Consider the following 16148-nt stretch of genomic DNA (forward strand, 5'->3'; position numbering starts at 1 on the left):
TCAGTACAGCAGCCAAGGTATGACCTTGTCGGCCCCCTCGATGCGAAAATACTGTCCCGCCAGCGCGCCACCGGGCTGGCAGTAGGGTGCCAAGGTGCCAGGCTGCACATTCTCGTCCTCAATCGCCAGCGCTATGCCCAGGCGGCGTATAATGACGGCATGGCCTGGGCCATCTTTTGGCGTCACCACGATGTCGTCGCCGGCGGAAGCCGCGGTTCCCTCAATGACGCAGATGCCTTTGCTTCCGTCAAAGGTGTGGGAAATGCTGGCTACCTTGGCATAGCCTTTATCGTTCAGGTCGAGCAGGACTTCCTTCATTCCATCGCTCCAGCCACCTTTCATGCCCTGCCAGTCGCCGGGCCGGATGCCGGAGAGGAATTGACGTCGCTGATCCTTTAGCGATGCCGTCACCTCCTCCAGTTCCTGCGTACTCGCCTTGCCTTCCCGCACCATGACAGCCGCCCTTTTTGCCAGCGCCTGTGCCCAGCCCTCCCACCTCTTCTGATTACCGCGTAGCACCTCGGCCGAAACTGGATCAAGGGTGCCCGCCACCCTGTCTGCCTCTGCAGTAATATTGGCCTTTTGATCAGGGGTAGTGGATGCCGCGGTAGGCGCGGCAGTAAGGCACAGGGCCAGAGCGAGAAGACTTACACGAACCACGGTCGTTTCCTTCATCGAAAGATCTTTAATGTTGCCGAGACCGGCGTGAAAAGCCGGGCCACCTCTGCGGGGTACTCGCGTTCCAGCATCTCCCAGTCGGCGCGCGGCAAAGGCAGGAATGCGGCATCGCTATTGCCCTGACTGTCCGTGCAATAGCGCAGTTCGAAGTCCGGGCGGAGCACCCCGGCAAGCGCTGCCAAGGTCTCGTCGCGGTCGGCATCCCCGCCGTCGTAGTCGATGCGCGTGAGCACCCCGCCCCGCGTGATCTCCAGTGCCATGTCATCGAAGCGCGCAGACAAACTCGGCAAGCTCAGCAGGGCTGCGCATTTTTTCACGATCTCATCATCCTCCTCGCCGCGGTCGACCCAGAGCACGATGTCGTCGGTGTCGGGGCCACCGAGCACATCGAACAGATAATGCGGATCGGCATGCGCGATGTAATGGCGGATAAGCGCCATCGGGGCGGTCCGATCGACGGGGCCGGCATGAACGGGGCGGGCGGCGTCCGCGATGCGCCGCTCCTCCAGATTGGCCTCCCACAGGTCGAACGCATCGTCGATCAGCGCAATCTGCGCAGGATCGTGGGTCACGGCGCAATCATAATAGCGCGCCTGCCCGGTCTCGCTCCAGCGGTATTCCACATAGCCATCCACCAGCGAGATTTTGGCAAAGCGCGGCATGTACGAAAAGTCGAGGTGGGCAGGATGGGCGATGATCTCGTCACGGCGATAGGGCAAAGCCGCACGGCGCATGTCGATCTCGAATGGGTCGGGATGAAAATGCAAGTTAAACTTCAGGTGACGGGGGGCATGGTGCAGCGCGCCGATCGATTCCACCGTGGTGCCCCTAGCGTAGGCGAATATAGCCTCCAGGCGTTCCGGTGTGATGCGTCCGGTCGGTTTGCCACCTGCCCCGCCGCTTTCGCAATTGCGGCTGATAAGCCCCTGAAACCATCGTCCTATCGTCATTGCATGCTGCCCTTATGGATCGTTTCAGCTGCTGAAGTAAGACTTCTCCAACTCCCGCAACTGATCGTTGCGGCGCTGATAGTGTTCGATCACACAGTCTTCCCCGGCCAGTCCTTGCGCAGTGCCATAGCCAAACACATCATCGATGATCCCGCAGTCGGCATCGACGAATGCCATCCAGTGCCGCTGCGCTTCGGCGAAGGAAGCCGCCGCGCGCGGGTAATTGGTTCCAGCCGGGCCCTTGCCTTCCAGCGCCTTGACGATGCGCGCCGCGATCCGGGCCTGCGCGGTCTTCAGCGCTTCGCGGTGGTCGACCATGCAGTGGCCCCAGCCGAACGTGGTGCCTTCGCCCTCGGCATCGGCCTTCTTCACGCACTGCGCCAGCCAGACCGGATCGTCCATCGCCGGATCAGACGCAGGCACGATGGCCGCAGCGGGCATGGCCTCTACGGCAAGCAGAAGCCCCGCGAGAACGCGCGCCATCGCCGCGCCGCGTGCCTGGGTGAGTCCAATCATGTTCCTTCCGCTCCCTTCAGACATGCAGAAATGCGGGCTGCGACAGGATTCCAGGTGGCCGCAGCCGCCTTGGGATAGACAAGGCGAAAGCTGGCGAAGCGCACCGTGTCGGACAGGCCGCGCTGGTAGAACACCTTACCGTCCTTGGTTCCCGACAAGGCATACCAGTCCGGCTTCGACGCCTTGTAGGTGACCGTTCCATGCTCGCCGGCGATACGTGCGGTTTCCTGCGCCAGTACTTGCGCGGGCGTGAGGTTCTGCGCGTTGAAGGTGCCCCATACCTCCAGGCGCGTTCCGTCCGCCGCGACGAACACCCGCCCGTCGCCATTGTCCGCCTCCGGCTGCGGGGTCAGCAGGTCCGCCGGGAAGCAGATCAGGAATTCGAACCGCGCGTTGCCGTAAGTCTTCCAGTCGTGCTGTAGCGGCGCGGCAGCCGAAACGGTAGATATCGGCGCTGCTGCCGCCGCCAGCAGAGCCAGATGAAGCATTCTCATCGCAGTTCCCTTCCGATTGGATGCAAAGACACATAAGAGGACGTCACGCGCCCGGCGCGATGCGGGCGAGCAGCGCTGCCCAGTCCGTGATCAGGCGCGCGCGCCGCTCGGCCGGCACGACGAGCGAGATACAGATCGTCGAGACCTCCTTGTTCACCGCCCTCTTGCATTGCCAGTTGCGCGTGTTGAGCGGCATCTCGCCCCAAAACACGACGCTGTCCAGCGTGCGGCGAGACAGCGACACGAACATGTCAGGCAGGATCGCGCCACTGGTGTTCGCCCCCGGCGCGCGCCATTCACAGACGACATCCGACGATATCAGGTCGGTGCCGGGCCCGCAGGGACCCTGCTCGGTGTACTTGGGAAACCACCGCTCCAGCATGACCAGCAGACGCGGCGACGGACCCGAGAGGTCGGCCCGGGACAAGCCGTTGAGCGCCGCATGGACCTGGGTGATCTCCTCTGCGCGCGCACAAACCGCGCCGCCGATAGTGGATGAGATCAGCATGATGACGGCGGCGGCATGCTTGGCGAATGGCATGGCGATCCTTTTCGATATCCATGATGACAAAGGGCAGCCTAACGATAAATGATCACCGTTCAAATTGAAAATCGACAGCGATCATTTTTTTCGGCACCCATTATGCAGTTTGATGCCTTCATCGCCGTGAAAGCGTCCCTGTTCTTCGAAGGAGCGATCATGACCGTTCGCAATCTGAGCGCATGTGCGGCCATCGGTCCTGCCGCCCTGCTGCCGACCGAGACCCCTGCCATGGCCGCCGCGCCCTCGTTCGATTGCCGCAAGGCGTCCTCGCACAACGAGAAGCTGATCTGCGCCAATGCCGGGCTGGCCGCGCTCGACCGCCAGATCGCCGAGCGGTACAGGACGCTGCTGACGCAGCTGGACAGCGCTTCCGCCAAGCTGCTGAAACAGGACCAGCAATGGTTCATGGCCGGCGGCGACGACACGTACATGGACCCGCGTTCGGCCAAGGACCTTGCCGATACTCTGCGCCGCTGCCTCGCCTTCTTGAACGCGATCCGGCTGTCTCCGCCCGCCGGAGTGATCGGCAAGTGGCGCAACGTCACCGGTGAGATCGAGATTCGCCGCAGCCCGTCCGGCACTGTGTCGTTCGCGGCGAACACATCCGAACCGTCGGTGGGGCGCTGGGTCTGCGATGCCCAAGGCAGCGCCGCCGCTGATGCGCAAGGCCGCTGGACCGCGCGAATCACCGAGCCGACGCCCAGCCGGATTGCGCTGGGCCGCGCCGGGCCGATGCTGGCGATAACGCAAAGCGACGCCGAGCCGGGTTACTGGGGTCACAACGGATCGCTATCCGGCGAGTATTTTTTCGTAGGCCCGAATTAAACCCGGCCCTCCACCCACGCCGCTTCAGTTCGGCTTGGGCGGCTCCTCAGTAAGCCACCACCACCGGTTCGGGCCTGCTCACCGGCGGCGCGGAGTCGAGCGCCTTGCGCAATGCCTGCGTAGACGGGTGGTTCTTGCCCAGTGTGCGCTCGTCGATCTCGAGCGCCGTGGCGATCAGCGCCTTGCCTTTCTTTTCGTGCCCCATCGCCCGCTCCGCCATGCCGAGGTTGCCGTAGCTTTCCGCCGTGTCAGGATGATAGCGCCCCAGCGCCGCCTCGCGCAGCTTCAGGGCATGGTTCAGTTGCACGGCGGCCATCGAGAACATGTCCTGGCGGTAGTAGTTCATCCCCAGGCCGTTGTATCCGCTGGCGGTCGCGACGTGCTCTGCGCCGTACAGCTTCGTCCACATGTTGATCGCTATGCCGTACATCATCTTCGCCTTGCCGGACTGGCCTTGGCTGTCGAGGTTCAGGGCGATGTTGAGCACATTCTGCGCGACCAGATCCGGCACCGTGCCGTCCGCCTCGCGGATGGCCAGCGCCGTCTCGAACAGACCTTGCGCCTCGCCGAACCGCCCCTGCCCGCTCAGCGCAGACGCCAGATTGTTGTAGCTGGTCGCGGTGTCCAGATCGTTCTCGCCCAGTTCCTTGCGCCGGATATCGAGCGCGCGGCGATAGAACGGCTCGGCCTCGGCGTAGAGCCCCTGCTTGTCGAGCGTGAGCCCCACGACGGAAAGCGCGTGCGCCGCCTCGGGCGCCTCCCCCTTTCCTGCCGCACGCAGGATCTCCAGCGCCTTGTAGCTTTGCGCTGCGCCTTCATGCAGTTTGCCCTGCATGGTCAGGTTGTAGCCCAGCGCCGAATGGGCTTCGGGCACGCCCGGCGCAGAGGCCGCATCCGCCTGGAGCAGCGCCAGGATCGAACGGCGCATCGGCTCCGCCCGCCTAAAATCACCCTGTACTTCGATGTTGCGCGCCATGCGCTGCATCCCCGCAGCAACCAGCGGATCGCGCTCGCCAAGGAGTTTGCGGCGCTGGTTTAGCGCATCGCGCCAGACCGGCTCCGCTTCCGCAAAGTGGCCCAGCTTCTCAAGCCCATCCGCCTTTTGCATCGTTTCGCCAAGCCGCGCGACGGCGGCATCAACGGCGGCGACCTTCCTCGCATCAGGTTCTTTCGCCTGGACGCTCGGCGTGATGATCGCAAGCGCCGCTCCAAGCGCGGCGCAAGCCACAGATCTGTACGAAATCATCGTCAAGCCTTCTACCGACATCCTTGATAGTTCACGACCGTACCGAAAATTTATCGATGTTCAAATTATAATTGCACATTGATTATTTTTGAGTAGTCTCCACCCTCATACGGACAGTTAGAGGGCCTTATGCGACACTCAGCATTCAGCCGAATCTCCATCGTGGCAGGTGCATTCATCACGCTGGCAGGTCCAGTGTCGCCCGCAAGTGCGGCCCCGCCCTCGCCAGGCGAAAATCAGCAATTACTGCAAGAGGCAGCCAGCGCCTGTAGGCGGGGCGAGTTCTACGAATTTCTGGAAGCCTTCATCGCCTCCGGCGCAGTGCGGGCCCGCTACCGCGACGTGCCCTCTGAACCGTTCCGGATTGGCAAGGTAGATTATGCGTATGTTGATCCGGCGTCGGTCGCGCTGTCCAATGCGGACCTGAACAAGCGGTTCCGCGAACTCTCCGTCGATGTGACGGATTTGCCCGGCAAGGGTCGGCGCCTGACCTACCAGCCCGGCATCTTCCGCGACGATGGCGAAGGCGACGGCCGGACCCTCGTACGCAGGACCGGGCAGCCCAGGTCCTACGACTTCGCATGGACGAACGGCTGCTGGCGGTTGAGCAGGGCCAGCAATTGAAACCTGGTAACTGAAACCCGGCTTCCGGCGCGGGATAAAACGAGGAGAAGGTATGAAAGTGGTTGCTTTCGCAAGTCTGGCTTTGCTGGCAATTGCTGGATGCGGTCAAAGGGCAAGCGCGCCAGATGAGGAGGCGCAAGGCCCCAAGCTGGCGGCAGAGACCCCTAGGCCGAGCACTGCTCCCGCCGCGCAGCCCTCCGTCGCACCGGCAGAGGACCTGACGCCATACATAGGCAAGTATCCGTTCGACGTCGTGGCGGGGCATCGCTTCCTCGACAACCCTGCTGTGAAGGCCGCGATCGCCGCTGCGGTGCCCGATGCAAAGGTTCGTGCGGTCGTCCGCTACAAGGACGGTGAACTCGGCATTCCGATCAAGCGCGTCAAGGGCGGCCGGTTGCTGATATGGGGCGGCGAGAACCACGCCGAGGACTACAGGAACTGGTCCGTGGTGCTCGCACCCGACGGGTCGGAGCCCGAAGTATGTATATACGATGGGCTGGGCTACGATGAGGACTTCCAGTCGTCGCAATGGTTCGAACCGGGCGCGCCCAGCATCATGAAACAAGGCAAGTGCCCTTCGGATGGTGAAGATTATCCCGCCCCTCCGATTGCGGCTGGCTAAGTTTGTCTTGACGATGCTTGAGGAAGCGGCCGGTTGATCGCGATGAGCGCCACTATCCTGGATGTCGGGACTGCGCAGCTGCCATGCAGAGAGGTTTTCAAGATGAGCGATCCTCGATTTGATTTGATGACAAAGAAGGCCAGGATGAGTGGCTCTCGTCACTGTGCTGTCGGCATGCTCGCGATGGTCAGCTGCGTTTCACCGGCATTGGCTAGCGGCCAGCTACCGCCCTCACCAATGGAATCCCGCCGCTTTCCCAGCTTTGCAAATTGTTTGGCGTTTCTGGAAGATCGCTATCGAGCCGACTTGAAGAAGGCAGATCCCAAGCCGATCCGCGTCGATGACGGAAGCAGCCAGACGCTGATTGATAGCCAGGGCGTCGTCGTGACTTCGCCAAAGACCGCGACTTACAAGGTGACCGAAGGCTGGAGCTTCCGCCGGCCCGATCTGAAAATCCGCCAGATCATCACAAGCTACAGTTACGAGACAACCTCTATGCAGTGCGATCGTGGAGAGCTGACGGGGACAAGCTATAAGGGCTATGCGCTGGAAGGATTCGAAGATTTGCCCGAGAACTGGGATCCGACGAAGTGATCCGCTATGGCGTATCGAACGCCCATCAACGAATGCGTATGCTTCCTCGTTTGAAAATTCAGCCATGGCCATGTTGCTAGCGCCAAGCTCACGGGAGGCGCGCATCATGGAGTTTCACGGTAGGAGTTGCGTTGCTATACCGATAATTACACAGCGATCAATAAAATGCTAGTTTTAGGCAAGATGGCAGAAGCACTGAGGTGGACATGATGAGAGTTTGGGCAATCGCAATCGCCGTCGCAGGCGCAATCGCTGCGACGACGCCGGCGCTCGCGCAGACGGATGCCGAGGTTTCGGCGGCGTACACACCCTTGTTCGATCGCTGCATGAAGCGCGGCGACGCGGCACAAGGCGTCACCGCCGGCATGATGGATTGCCTTGGCAGCGAGAATACACGCCAGGATGCCCGGCTCAACCAAGCGTACAAGATGGTCATGGGCCGGCTCGACGCGTCACGAAAAGCTACGCTGCGCGGGCTGCAGCGCTCCTGGCTCAAGGAGCGCGAGAGCACGTGCCATGCGGCAATGGAAGAACTTGGCGGAGGCACGGCCTCGGCAATCGTTTATAGTAATTGCTTCCTGGACGAGACGATCAAGCGCACGCTGTGGCTGAAGAATTATCGTCCGTAGCTTCAGACAATGAGACGTAGAAATTGCTTCGTTCTCCTCACCGTCCGTACCGCGCATCAACACGGATCCGCACGGATTAGCGATCAAGCCGTTTGGGCATCCTGGATATTGATCCGCCTGTATCGCTTCGCTCGCAAAGTTTCGTATCGGGGCCCCGCCGGGGCAAGGATCGTTACTTCAAAGTTTCACGGCAATGTGCGCGGACTCAGACGGATGCCATTTTCGTCGATCGGCTTGTCCGTCCAGGTCCTGATCTTGCCGAGAGGGCCGCCGGGTGCGGCAAACCGGCGGCAAGCTTCGTCTGATCTCTCGTCGGCGGGATCGGCAGAACGGAACGCGCCGTCGCTTACGCCTTCGCGATAGCTGCGTGCCCAATCGGCATCGGCTGATGACAGTTGTGTCGCCTCCCCGGCTATCAGCGCGTCGGCGTTGACTTGGATGATGGTGGCTTCATCTTGCGAAAGCACACCGCAAATCTGTCCTTTCAACATCAGCCGCTTGAGCTTCATCGCCGTCGTCACGGCACCCTTGTACATCGCGCGCGCCACGGAGGCCTGATCTAGCTTATCGCCCGTCGCTGCGGCGCAAGGCGCGGCGCTCAGCAGCAGTACTCCGGCTGCATATGCAAGACCCTTCACTTGGGTATCGAGCCGATTGGGAACGTGTCCAGGCTGGCAAGATCGCCAGCCTCAGAGGGGCAGCACCGCGTCGGCTCGGCCCTCGGGTATGCGGTGTCGACGACATTGCCGTCGACACACCAGTCCAACCGCTTGTGCTCGACCTCGGTGTAAGAGCACACCGCCGCCTTGCTGCCGGGAAGCGCCGTCAAGTTTGCCAGGTTGGCGGAGCCAGCACTGCGACTCTCATAGCCCGATGGCCGCAGGCGATCGCCGACCTTGATAATCTGGGTGATCATGTCCTTGTCGCGCACCGCTTCGCGGATAATGGCCGAGCACACCCCCGTTGCTACCTCTGTGCGAGCGTGGCGATCCTTCATGGCGGCGATGCCCCTTAAGTTGCTCGATGGATACTTGCCGACATAGCCCGTCCGCGAGGACGGCGCGGCGTAATGCCTGGCGATCGCCGCGCCCTCAGGTGCCATGGCGAGAGCGCAGAGCGCGATACCAAGTAATGCGCGTTTCATGATGTTCGCCGCTCACTGGCCTGAACTGGGGCATGTGTCGCCATCGACCATCTTCGTCGCTCCCGTCGGGCTATACCAGCGCGAACGGCCACCCATCGCCGGTTCGTGGTAGCAGACCCGCGCCGTCTGCTTCTTGGGGTCGACGTAAACCGTCCAGGCATAATCGCCACAAGCGTGGAGTCGGCACCCGAAGGTCGCGAGCTCCAGTCCGTGCTGTTCCACCGGTTGATAGGGGTTGGAGGCCGCAACAAGCATCGTCTGGCGCACGCGCGCGTCCAGGACGGCCTTGCGGAGGGCGGCCACGGTGACCGGATGTTCAAGGAACGTAGTGCCATCGATTGTTTTGAATGGCTCCTTGCCGAGCCAGGCGCTCAGCGACGGAACCTGACCGGCCCGATCTGCGGCGGCGGCGGCTACCGCACCGACCAGCCCGGCAGAGCCGGCCAGACCAAGGGCAAAGATGCTCAAGCGCTTCATGATACGTCTCCTGTCGTGATTGCGCGCAACGCCTTGAGTTTCCGCTGGAACCGTAGAGCGACCCGATCAATCGATCAATTCGCGTTCGATCAGGCAGTCGGAACGGTGAAGGCCAGTCCGTCGCCGACTTCGTCCAATCTTGGCCCTTGGGTCTTGGCAATGTTGCGCCATTTCACCTGGTCCTTGCCCTGTTCCTCCATCTGGCCGGTTTCGACCTTCATCCGGTGTGTCAGGTAGTTTATGCTACGCGAGGTGTATTCGCCGCCGTTGCGTGGGCTCTCTGTGACGTCGAGGCCGATCAGGTGGAACGCGCCATCTTGTGATCTGCCCCCACCGAGTGGACCGTTTGGTTTGTTAGTGGATTAAGCCCATCGCCGCCATATCCGGACGGAGGTGGAGCGAAGCGGAACCGGAGGCCGGATATGGCGGTGTCGCCGTTTCCGGTGCCGGTGGTCGGTATCCCAGACTGCTATGCGGGCGGACGGTGTTGTAATGCCGCCGCCAAGCTTCGATCAGCACCTTGGCTTCGGCGAGGCTGTAGAAGATCTCGCCGTTGAGCAGTTCGTCGCGAAGCGACCCGTTGAAGCTTTCGTTATAGCCATTCTCCCATGGTGATCCCGGCGTGATGTAGAGCGTCTTCACGCCGATCTGCCCCAGCCATTGCTGGACGGCGGTCGCGATAAATTCGCTGCCATTATCGGACCGTATATGTGCCGGAGGGCCGCGCGAGATGAACAGGTCGGCTAAGGCCGCCAGAACATCCTCATGCCTGAGCCGACGCGCCACGACGAGCGCCAGGCACTCCCGGCTGGCCTCATCGATGATGGTCAGGATGCGGAACTTGCGGCCATCATGCGTGCGCCCTTCGACGAAGTCGTAGGCCCATACATGTCCCGGATATTCCGGCCGCAGGCGGATGCAGGATCCGTCATTGAGCCATAGACGCCCGCGCTTTGGCTGGCGCTGCGGGACTTTCAGTCCTTCACGCCGCCATATCCGCTCGACACGTTTATGGTTCACCGTCCACCCTGCATGGCACAGCAACGCCGTGACCCGGCGGTAGCCGTAACGACCATATTGCTTCGCCAATGCAATGATGTCCTCGGTCAGTGCCTGTTCGTCATCTGCCCCGCGCGGCATCTTGCGCTGCGTCGATCGATGCTGACCCAGCACCCGGCATATCCGTCGCTCGGATACCGGAAACTCTCGTCGCACATGATCAATGCAGCGTCGCCGCCGCGCGGGGCTCAGAAGTTTCCCCGTGCAGCCTCCTGCAGGATCAGCTTGTCCAGCGTCAGGTCCGAGATCGCCCGGCGCAGCCGCTGGTTCTCCTTCTCCAGATCCTTCATCCGCCGCGCCTGATCGGTCTTCAGCCCGCCATATTCCTTGCGCCACCGATAATAGGTCTGCTCGCTGACCGCGATCCGCCGGCATGCCTCGGCAGTCGAGGCTCCCTGCGCTAGCACAATCTCAACTTCACGCAGCTTGCCGATGATCTCTTCCGGCTTGTGCTTCTTGCTCGGCATTCAATGCCCCTTTCATGGTCCAGACTATCATAGTCTCTGGGCCACTCAGCGGGGGGCAGATCAATCATTCAGGCGCTATCGGCTGGCGTCGTTCCGCGGGTGGGCCTTCAGCATATTCAGGTAGGACGCTCTCAGGAGGTCGGCGCGCTTGTCCGCGACATTGATCGGATCGCAGATGCCGGGTCGGCCGTTCGCTTCGTCATCGGCGAGTATGGAGCAGGCAAGACCTTCTTCCTCAATCTGGTGCGCCTCATCGCCCTCGAACGGAAATGCGTCACGGTCCATGCCGACCTTGCTCCTGACCGAAGGCTCCATGCCACTGGCGGTCAGGCCCGGGGCCTCTACGCCGAGGCCATTCGAAACATGGCCACGCGCACTAAGCCCGAAGGTGGCGCACTCCCCAGTATCGTGGAGCGCTTCGTGACGGAATGCGTCCGGGAGGCCGAAGACGGCGGCTCTCCCGTCGAGCGCATCATAGATCGACGCCTTGCTCCGCTGCTGGATATGCTGGGTGGTCATGACTTCTCTACGGTGCTCAAGACTTACTGGCGCGCCCACGAGGACGGTGATGACAGCTTGAAGGCAGCTGCGCTGCGCTGGCTCAGGGCCGAGTATCCCACCAAAACGGAAGCGCGTCAGGCTCTCCCCGTTCGAAGCATCATCGACGACGCTGACGTCTATGATACCTTCAAGCTGCTTTCGGCATTCGTTCGCATTGCCGGCTATGCCGGCCTTCTCGTGGTATTCGACGAGATGGTGAACCTCTACAAGCTGCAGAGCTCCCAAGCACGTAACCAAAACTACGAGCAGCTACTAAGGATGCTCAATGACGTGCTCCAGGGTAACGTCGAGGGGCTCGGCTTCGTGTTCGGGGGAACACCGGAATTCCTGCTCGATAGCCGACGCGGCCTCTACAGCTACAAGGCGCTCCAGTCGCGTCTGGAGGAGAACAGCTTCGCAACCGAGGGGCGGATCGACCTCAGCGGACCGGTTATACGGCTGCAGAGCCTCTCGCCCGAGGACCTCCTCGTGCTGCTGGGGAACATCAGATCGGTCTTCGCACTAGGAGATGCGTCGGCCTATCTCGTGCCAGACGAAGCGAAGACCGCTTTCATGGAGCACTGCAACAAACGGATAGGTGAGGCCTACTTCCGCACGCCCCGCAACACCATCAAGGCGTTCGTCCAGTTCCTATCCGTCCTGGAGCAGAACCCCGACACGCAGTGGCACGAACTGATCGGCGCGGTATCGCCCGACAGGGAGGAGCCCGAAGAGCCAGAGGCGGACGACGAGCTTGTCGACCTTCGCATCTGACGTCCCTTCGTACGATCGGCTCCATCCTGAAATCCGCCGCTGGGTTCGCGACGAGGGATGGACCGGCCTGCGTGAGATACAAGACACCGCGATCCGTTCGATCCTAGGGTCGGATAGCGACGTGATCATCATGGCAGGCACGGCGTCGGGCAAGACCGAGGCCGCGTTCCTGCCGCTGCTCACCGAAGCCGCAGAGATAACTGGGGACGGCCTTCGCCTCCTCTACATCAGTCCCCTCAAGGCTCTTATCAATGACCAGTTCCGGCGCCTAGAACCGCTATGCGAACGTCTTGGCGTGCCGATCACCCGTTGGCATGGGGACGCGCCGCAGGGACCGAAGACGCGGCTGCTTAAAACGCCGGCCGGCGTAGCGCTGATCACGCCTGAATCAATCGAGGCGCTTCTCCTGCGTCGCCCTGCTGATGCCGCCAAGCTGTTTCGTGGCGTGTATGGGATCGTCGTCGACGAACTCCATGCTTTTCTTCAGGGACCGCGCGGGCTGCACCTGGCGTCCCTTCTTCGCCGCGTGGAAGATCACGTCCGGACGTCCGCGACGGGTCGGCCTCTCCGCGACGCTTGGCGATGCCGACGGCGCATGCCGGTGGATGAACGCGGTGAGCCCGCACAGCGTCGATGTGCTTCGCGCGCCGCAGAGCGGACCAGGCGTCAGATTGCAGATCCGCGGATATGAAGAGCCACCCGAGGGAGCAGGGATCGACGAGATCGCGGAGAACGGTGCGAGCGATGCGTTAAGCCAGATTGCCGACCATATCTTCTCGAACCTGCGCGGATCGAACAACCTCGCGTTCGCTGCATCCCGCCGCACGGTCGAGGCCCTTGCAGACCGTCTTCGCGAGCGGTCGGAGCGCGACAACGTGCCTGAGGAGTTCTTCCCCCATCACGGCAGTCTGTCAAAGGAGCTGCGCGAGACGCTGGAGACGCGCCTTAAGGCTGGCGATCAGCCAACCACTGCGGTCGCGACAACGACGCTCGAACTCGGCATCGATCTTGGTAGCGTTCAGTCTGTCGCCCAGGTAGGCGCGCCCAGATCGCTGTCCGGGCTGAAGCAGCGCCTAGGCCGGAGCGGCCGGCGCGGGAGTCCAGCAGTGCTTCGGATCTATGTCCGCGAGGATCATCTCGACCCGGATTCCGATCCTCTGGACAAGCTCCGTCTTGAAACTGTGAGGGCTGTCGCCTGCGTCCGGCTCCTGCAGGCGAACTGGGTCGAACCATCCGTTGAGGACTCCTCGCTCGCCACGGTGGCGCTGCATCAGACCTTGTCGCTCATCGCATCGCAAGGCGGGGTCCGAGCGGCCGCGGCGCACAAGCTCCTATTCGGTCGGGACAGCTACCTAGCTTTCGCACCTGCGGATTACGCCGATCTCCTGCGTGGGGCCGGTCCCCAAGGCTCTGACCTTCTCGAGCAATCGCCAGACGGCATTCTCATGCTCGGGAAGGCTGGAGAGGAATTAGTCCAAGCGCGCGACTTCTACGCCGTGTTCAAAACTGACGAGGAATGGCGCCTGGTTTCAAGCGGTCGGACACTCGGAACCGTTCCGCTCACCAATGTCCTAGGAATAGGATCGCTGGTCGGCTTCGCAGGTCGGAGGTGGCGGGTGGAGGCGGTCGACGACCGCGCCAAGGTGCTCGACGTCGTTCCCCATCGATCCGGCAAGCTGCCCCGTTTCGATCGACCTGCGAACGAGCAGCTGCACGACCGCGTCACTGCGACGATGCTGGAGGTGTTGTCCGACCACGAGGTCCCGGCATATCTCGACGCGGCCGGAAAGGAGTTCCTCTTGCAGGGGCGCAACGCATTCCGCGAACTTGACCTCGACCGGCGCGCACTTCTTCCGGCGACGCGCGACACCCACGTCATCACTTGGCGCGGCACGGCTGTAAACTCGGTGCTGTCGATCGTTCTCATGAGCGCCGGCATCGAGGTCGCTGTCCACGACGTGGGCGTGACCGCAGTCGACATAACACCTGAGCAACTGACTTCAGTTCTACGTCAGGCGGGCGATTGCCCGCCGATGGAATATCTATCGGACTTCGTCGCGGGCCTCCGAACAGGGAAGCTCGACGACTTCGTCGATGAAGCGCTCTTGCGGCGGCTATGGGCGGCCCGAAACGAAAGGTATCGTGACGACGTAACCCATGTTCTGGAGAACCTCAGATCAGCGACAAATACGCTCGGACACGAATGCTGAGCCCGCCTGCCGAAAGGAGCTAATACCCGGCATCGGGAATACCGAAAAGATGTTCGACGCCCGCAATATCGGCGGAAACCGTCATCACCACCTCCATCATGAATGTCCGCATTCTTCAGATCATTATCCGAAACCGGACTGTCGCGAATGTCCAATTCCCGACATTGGCAATCCAAGAACAAACCGGAAAACATGCCCGCTTCCGGAAAGTCAAAACGGAACTAAGTGCCGGGGAAGGGTCGATGTCGGTGGGCGGCGCCAGAGACACCCGGAACGCCAATGATCGCTCGGTAAAGCCTAGAGGCACGTACGTGCACGCATCAGCGCCGCAAGGGCGCTGCTGCGAGGCGCACCCGCAAGGGGATGCGCTGGCGCGTCGGCAGGCGCCGCGCTGAGCAGCGGCTAGCCGTCGATCAGGTCATCATCTTCGAACTGGACAGGTGGGGGCTGCTGCCGACGCTTAGGCTTGACCTTGCGTACATTCACCGATGCGGCGCTGATCATGTTCTTAATATGGGCGGCATAGTGCTTCTGAATCATCTCGACACTGGTCCGGCAATTTCGCGCGACCGCGTAGACATCGGCGCCCTCCATGAGCCGCAAACAAATATACGTGTGGCGTAGCGAGTACGCCGTTCGGGCCTTGCCATCCCGGTCCAACTTGAGCTCTGCCCTGGCGAGCACGCCGTTGAACAGCTTTACGTGATTGCCGGGGAAGACCTTGTCGGTTGGCTTCGGCAACTGCGCCTCTGGCGCTTCAGGGGCCTCTTCGATTCCGGCCCAGCGCCGTCGCTGCGCCGCGCGGCGGCTTTCGGTTTGCATGGGCTTGGGCCGATTGAGCAGCCGCTCATAGGGCCGCACGGCATTGGGCATACTTTTGCAAAAGCCCACCCCGCGCTTGCCGCGTACCTCGATCTCCAGAATCTGTTGCCCCGTCTCATCGTCGATGACGACCTCAACGTCACGGTGTTCAAGGTTGGAGGCTTCATCGGGCCTGAGGCCCGTGTTGGCCATGAACAGGACGTAGTCATGCACCTGCTGCGCGTTCCACGCAAAGTGCGCGTGGAACGGCTCCTTGGCATAAGCCCCGGTTGCCTTGTAAAGCTGCTTGTATTCGGCAGGACTGAACCAGGGCCGATGCTCGACCTTACTCGAAGCGCGGTAGGGGCTGGAGATGTCAGGCAAGTGCGGCAGCCAGCCATGGCTCACGGCGGTGCGCAGCACCTGGCGCAGCGTCACGATTTCGTTGTGAAAGGTTTTTCTGGCGGGCGCCTTGTCCGAGACCGGGCGATTGCTCTTCGAATGCGGGTTGGCGATGCCCCGCGACGACATCCGATGCACCCGGTACTCCTGCACCTTGCCGCCCGTGACTCCGGAAAGCCCAAGGTCGCCAAAGAAGGGCAGCAGATGGACGCGAAGGCGAATACCATGTCCCTCGGTCCAACGCTTGCTGCGCTGACCCTCGGTGATAATCTCGTATTCGCGCAGGAACTGGGCAGCGGCTTCCTTGAAGGTCTTCTCGGCCTTGAGGATGCCGGCGTGCAGTTTGCCGCGCAGGCCGAGGTACCAGTCTTCGGCAACTTGCTTGGCAAGAGACAGGCTGTCCGTCTTGGTAGTGGCTCGTCGCTGCCTGCCACCGACTGATGCGGAGCAATGCCAGTTGCCGCCGTCTATCCGCCGGTAAACCTGGACCTTTCCGCCTAAGATCTCGTGCCTCTGCATGACAAACCGCCAGTGCTACAAGGTGTGCCTGGC

At 61.9% G+C, this 16148-nt stretch carries 20 protein-coding genes; 8 read left to right on the plus strand and 12 right to left on the minus strand.

Features of this window, described 5'->3' with window-relative positions; all coding sequences use genetic code 11:
- The 5 genes from TQ38_RS18730 to TQ38_RS18750 form a co-directional block, all read right to left on the minus strand.
- Entirely contained in the window at nt 1–675 is a 675-nt protein-coding gene (locus TQ38_RS18730) for a hypothetical protein (RefSeq protein ID WP_162792299.1), read from the minus strand.
- On the minus strand, nt 672–1496 hold the full coding sequence (locus TQ38_RS18735) for a hypothetical protein (RefSeq protein WP_162792300.1): 825 nt from the start codon (nt 1494–1496) through the stop codon (nt 672–674). The genes TQ38_RS18730 and TQ38_RS18735 overlap by 4 nt, the downstream gene beginning before the upstream one ends.
- A gap of 156 nt (nt 1497–1652) precedes the next feature.
- A complete protein-coding gene (locus tag TQ38_RS18740; protein ID WP_043979680.1) occupies nt 1653–2144 on the minus strand; it encodes a lysozyme inhibitor LprI family protein in 492 nt (163 codons plus the stop codon).
- The gene (locus TQ38_RS18745) at nt 2141–2638 is read right to left on the minus strand and encodes a hypothetical protein (RefSeq protein ID WP_162792301.1); all 498 of its coding nucleotides are present in this window, start codon (nt 2636–2638) and stop codon (nt 2141–2143) included. Before TQ38_RS18745 ends, TQ38_RS18740 begins: the two co-directional genes overlap by 4 nt.
- A gap of 43 nt (nt 2639–2681) precedes the next feature.
- On the minus strand, nt 2682–3179 hold the full coding sequence (locus TQ38_RS18750; RefSeq protein WP_043979681.1) for a hypothetical protein: 498 nt from the start codon (nt 3177–3179) through the stop codon (nt 2682–2684).
- A gap of 159 nt (nt 3180–3338) precedes the next feature.
- On the opposite strand from TQ38_RS18750, the gene TQ38_RS18755 reads away from it, so the two are divergent.
- Nucleotides 3339–4007 carry a lysozyme inhibitor LprI family protein gene (locus TQ38_RS18755; RefSeq protein ID WP_162792302.1) on the plus strand — a complete coding sequence of 223 codons (669 nt, stop codon included), beginning with the start codon at nt 3339–3341 and terminating at the stop codon, nt 4005–4007.
- A 46-nt stretch (nt 4008–4053) separates the two neighbouring features.
- Here TQ38_RS18755 and TQ38_RS18760 read toward each other — a convergent pair whose 3' ends face one another.
- Nucleotides 4054–5253: a tetratricopeptide repeat protein gene (locus tag TQ38_RS18760; protein ID WP_162792303.1), complete on the minus strand. Its 1200-nt coding sequence runs from the start codon at nt 5251–5253 to the stop codon at nt 4054–4056.
- Between the two features lie 162 nt (nt 5254–5415).
- Here TQ38_RS18760 and TQ38_RS18765 point away from each other — a divergent pair, with 162 nt between their 5' ends.
- The 4 genes from TQ38_RS18765 to TQ38_RS18780 all read left to right on the plus strand — a co-directional run bounded on the left by TQ38_RS18765 (nt 5416) and on the right by TQ38_RS18780 (nt 7722).
- The gene (locus TQ38_RS18765; RefSeq protein ID WP_162792304.1) at nt 5416–5877 is read left to right on the plus strand and encodes a hypothetical protein; all 462 of its coding nucleotides are present in this window, start codon (nt 5416–5418) and stop codon (nt 5875–5877) included.
- Nucleotides 5878–5929: 52 nt separating this feature from the next.
- Nucleotides 5930–6499, plus strand: coding sequence for a hypothetical protein (locus tag TQ38_RS18770; RefSeq protein ID WP_043979688.1), 570 nt, complete (start codon nt 5930–5932; stop codon nt 6497–6499).
- 33 nt (nt 6500–6532) lie between these two features.
- Complete coding sequence (locus TQ38_RS30050) at nt 6533–7093, plus strand: hypothetical protein (RefSeq protein ID WP_162792305.1); 561 nt, start codon at nt 6533–6535, stop codon at nt 7091–7093.
- Between the two features lie 206 nt (nt 7094–7299).
- Nucleotides 7300–7722, plus strand: coding sequence for a lysozyme inhibitor LprI family protein (locus tag TQ38_RS18780; RefSeq protein WP_052505988.1), 423 nt, complete (start codon nt 7300–7302; stop codon nt 7720–7722).
- A 185-nt stretch (nt 7723–7907) separates the two neighbouring features.
- On the opposite strand, the gene TQ38_RS18785 is transcribed toward TQ38_RS18780, so the two are convergent.
- From TQ38_RS18785 to TQ38_RS18800, 5 genes are all read right to left on the minus strand, one after another.
- The gene (locus tag TQ38_RS18785; protein ID WP_162792306.1) at nt 7908–8258 is read right to left on the minus strand and encodes a hypothetical protein; all 351 of its coding nucleotides are present in this window, start codon (nt 8256–8258) and stop codon (nt 7908–7910) included.
- Between the two features lie 98 nt (nt 8259–8356).
- Nucleotides 8357–8866, minus strand: a complete 510-nt coding sequence (locus TQ38_RS18790; protein WP_043979694.1) for a hypothetical protein — start codon at nt 8864–8866, stop codon at nt 8357–8359.
- 12 nt (nt 8867–8878) lie between these two features.
- Entirely contained in the window at nt 8879–9343 is a 465-nt protein-coding gene (locus TQ38_RS18795; RefSeq protein WP_043979697.1) for a hypothetical protein, read from the minus strand.
- 89 nt (nt 9344–9432) lie between these two features.
- On the minus strand, nt 9433–9564 hold the full coding sequence (locus TQ38_RS31325) for a hypothetical protein (RefSeq protein WP_255417993.1): 132 nt from the start codon (nt 9562–9564) through the stop codon (nt 9433–9435).
- Between the two features lie 133 nt (nt 9565–9697).
- A protein-coding gene (locus TQ38_RS18800) for an IS3 family transposase (protein WP_113941997.1) occupies nt 9698–10869 on the minus strand; the annotation gives its coding sequence in 2 pieces (ribosomal slippage) (nt 9698–10605 and nt 10605–10869; 1173 coding nt in all).
- A gap of 66 nt (nt 10870–10935) precedes the next feature.
- Here TQ38_RS18800 and TQ38_RS18805 point away from each other — a divergent pair.
- The 3 genes from TQ38_RS18805 to TQ38_RS18810 are packed head-to-tail and all read left to right on the plus strand — an operon-like array spanning nt 10936 to nt 14393.
- Nucleotides 10936–12183, plus strand: coding sequence for an ATP-binding protein (locus TQ38_RS18805; protein ID WP_255418000.1), 1248 nt, complete (start codon nt 10936–10938; stop codon nt 12181–12183).
- Nucleotides 12164–12874 (plus strand): DEAD/DEAH box helicase, encoded by a 711-nt coding sequence (locus TQ38_RS30985; protein ID WP_240198143.1) that lies wholly within the window; start codon nt 12164–12166, stop codon nt 12872–12874. Before TQ38_RS18805 ends, TQ38_RS30985 begins: the two co-directional genes overlap by 20 nt.
- Nucleotides 12855–14393: a helicase-related protein gene (locus TQ38_RS18810; protein ID WP_240198144.1), complete on the plus strand. Its 1539-nt coding sequence runs from the start codon at nt 12855–12857 to the stop codon at nt 14391–14393. The genes TQ38_RS30985 and TQ38_RS18810 overlap by 20 nt, the downstream gene beginning before the upstream one ends.
- 402 nt (nt 14394–14795) lie before the next feature.
- On the opposite strand, the gene TQ38_RS18815 is transcribed toward TQ38_RS18810, so the two are convergent.
- Nucleotides 14796–16115: a site-specific integrase gene (locus tag TQ38_RS18815; protein ID WP_043975633.1), complete on the minus strand. Its 1320-nt coding sequence runs from the start codon at nt 16113–16115 to the stop codon at nt 14796–14798.
- Nucleotides 16116–16148: the final 33 nt, after the last annotated feature.

Origin of the sequence: Novosphingobium sp. P6W (assembly GCF_000876675.2) — a bacterium.
Classification (GTDB): Bacteria; Pseudomonadota; Alphaproteobacteria; order Sphingomonadales; family Sphingomonadaceae; genus Novosphingobium.

Excerpts from the sequence above, each read along its gene's own strand:
- TQ38_RS18730 (WP_162792299.1), bottom strand. The coding sequence starts at position 675 with ATGAAGGAAACGACCGTGGTTCGTGTAAGTCTTCTCGCTCTGGCCCTG.
- TQ38_RS18740 (WP_043979680.1), bottom strand. The coding sequence starts at position 2,144 with ATGATTGGACTCACCCAGGCACGCGGCGCGGCGATGGCGCGCGTTCTC.
- TQ38_RS18745 (WP_162792301.1), bottom strand. The coding sequence starts at position 2,638 with ATGAGAATGCTTCATCTGGCTCTGCTGGCGGCGGCAGCAGCGCCGATA.
- TQ38_RS18750 (WP_043979681.1), bottom strand. The coding sequence starts at position 3,179 with ATGCCATTCGCCAAGCATGCCGCCGCCGTCATCATGCTGATCTCATCC.
- TQ38_RS18755 (WP_162792302.1), top strand. The coding sequence starts at position 3,339 with ATGACCGTTCGCAATCTGAGCGCATGTGCGGCCATCGGTCCTGCCGCC.
- TQ38_RS18760 (WP_162792303.1), bottom strand. The coding sequence starts at position 5,253 with ATGATTTCGTACAGATCTGTGGCTTGCGCCGCGCTTGGAGCGGCGCTT.
- TQ38_RS18770 (WP_043979688.1), top strand. The coding sequence starts at position 5,930 with ATGAAAGTGGTTGCTTTCGCAAGTCTGGCTTTGCTGGCAATTGCTGGA.
- TQ38_RS18780 (WP_052505988.1), top strand. The coding sequence starts at position 7,300 with ATGATGAGAGTTTGGGCAATCGCAATCGCCGTCGCAGGCGCAATCGCT.
- TQ38_RS18785 (WP_162792306.1), bottom strand. The coding sequence starts at position 8,258 with ATGTACAAGGGTGCCGTGACGACGGCGATGAAGCTCAAGCGGCTGATG.
- TQ38_RS18790 (WP_043979694.1), bottom strand. The coding sequence starts at position 8,866 with ATGAAACGCGCATTACTTGGTATCGCGCTCTGCGCTCTCGCCATGGCA.
- TQ38_RS18795 (WP_043979697.1), bottom strand. The coding sequence starts at position 9,343 with ATGAAGCGCTTGAGCATCTTTGCCCTTGGTCTGGCCGGCTCTGCCGGG.
- TQ38_RS31325 (WP_255417993.1), bottom strand. The coding sequence starts at position 9,564 with ATGAAGGTCGAAACCGGCCAGATGGAGGAACAGGGCAAGGACCAGGTG.
- TQ38_RS18815 (WP_043975633.1), bottom strand. The coding sequence starts at position 16,115 with ATGCAGAGGCACGAGATCTTAGGCGGAAAGGTCCAGGTTTACCGGCGG.